The organism is Pelagicoccus sp. SDUM812002 (assembly GCF_031127835.1).
Classification (GTDB): domain Bacteria; phylum Verrucomicrobiota; class Verrucomicrobiia; order Opitutales; family Opitutaceae; genus Pelagicoccus.
Window position 1 is genome coordinate 1 of sequence record NZ_JARXHX010000108.1, and the last position, 726, is coordinate 726.

The following is a 726-nucleotide window of genomic DNA, read 5'->3' on the forward strand; positions in this document are numbered from 1 at the left end:
TTTTTGGGGCTGTCCTAGCTAAGGAATGATATTAGGATGGCAGAATGTATATAATAAGCAGTTGACTCAGCCCTCGCAAGCAAGGGGGGCCTGATCAAGCTTTTCGTGGCAGGATCCACAGCCAGAGCCGCTGCGGAGATCGTCGGTGTGCACAGGAACACAGCCGCGAGTTTCTTTTTGCGGCTGAGAGAGCTCATAGCCAGCAAGCTTCCCAGCTTCGAGCTCAGCGGGGAGATCGAGGCCGACGAGAGCTACTTCAGCGCAGTCCGCAAGGGAAAGCGTGGCCGCGGAGCGGCCGGCAAGGTGGACGTCTTCGGACTGCTCAAGCGGGGCGGGAAGGTCTACACCGCCATCGTGCCCAACGCCAAGGCCTCGACTCTGCTGCCCATAATCGACGAGAAGGTCACGCCCGACAGCATCGTCTACACCGATACCTTCAAGGCCTACAACGCTCTTGACGTGGGCGCCTTCCACCATCGTCGTATCAACCACAGCGAGCTCTTCGCCGACGGGCTCAATCACATCAAAGGAATCGAGAACTTCTGGAACCAGGCCAAGCGGCATCTGCGGCGCTTCAACGGCATCAAGCCCGAGAACTTCCAGCTGTTCCTCAAGGAGTGCGAATGGCGCTTCAATGGAGGCAACCACCAACAGCTGCTCAGGCAGCTTAAACAGCGGTACAAAAGGACAAAACAATAACTGTTAGCTAGGATAGCCCCTTTTTTT

The 726-nt window shown here is 56.5% G+C and carries 1 protein-coding gene; it reads left to right on the forward strand.

The window, feature by feature from the left end; translation table 11 throughout:
* The first annotated feature begins 90 nt into the window (after window positions 1-90).
* Entirely contained in the window at window positions 91-699 is a 609-nt protein-coding gene (locus QEH53_RS23895) for an IS1595 family transposase (protein ID WP_309025753.1), read from the forward strand.
* Window positions 700-726 lie beyond the last annotated feature (27 nt).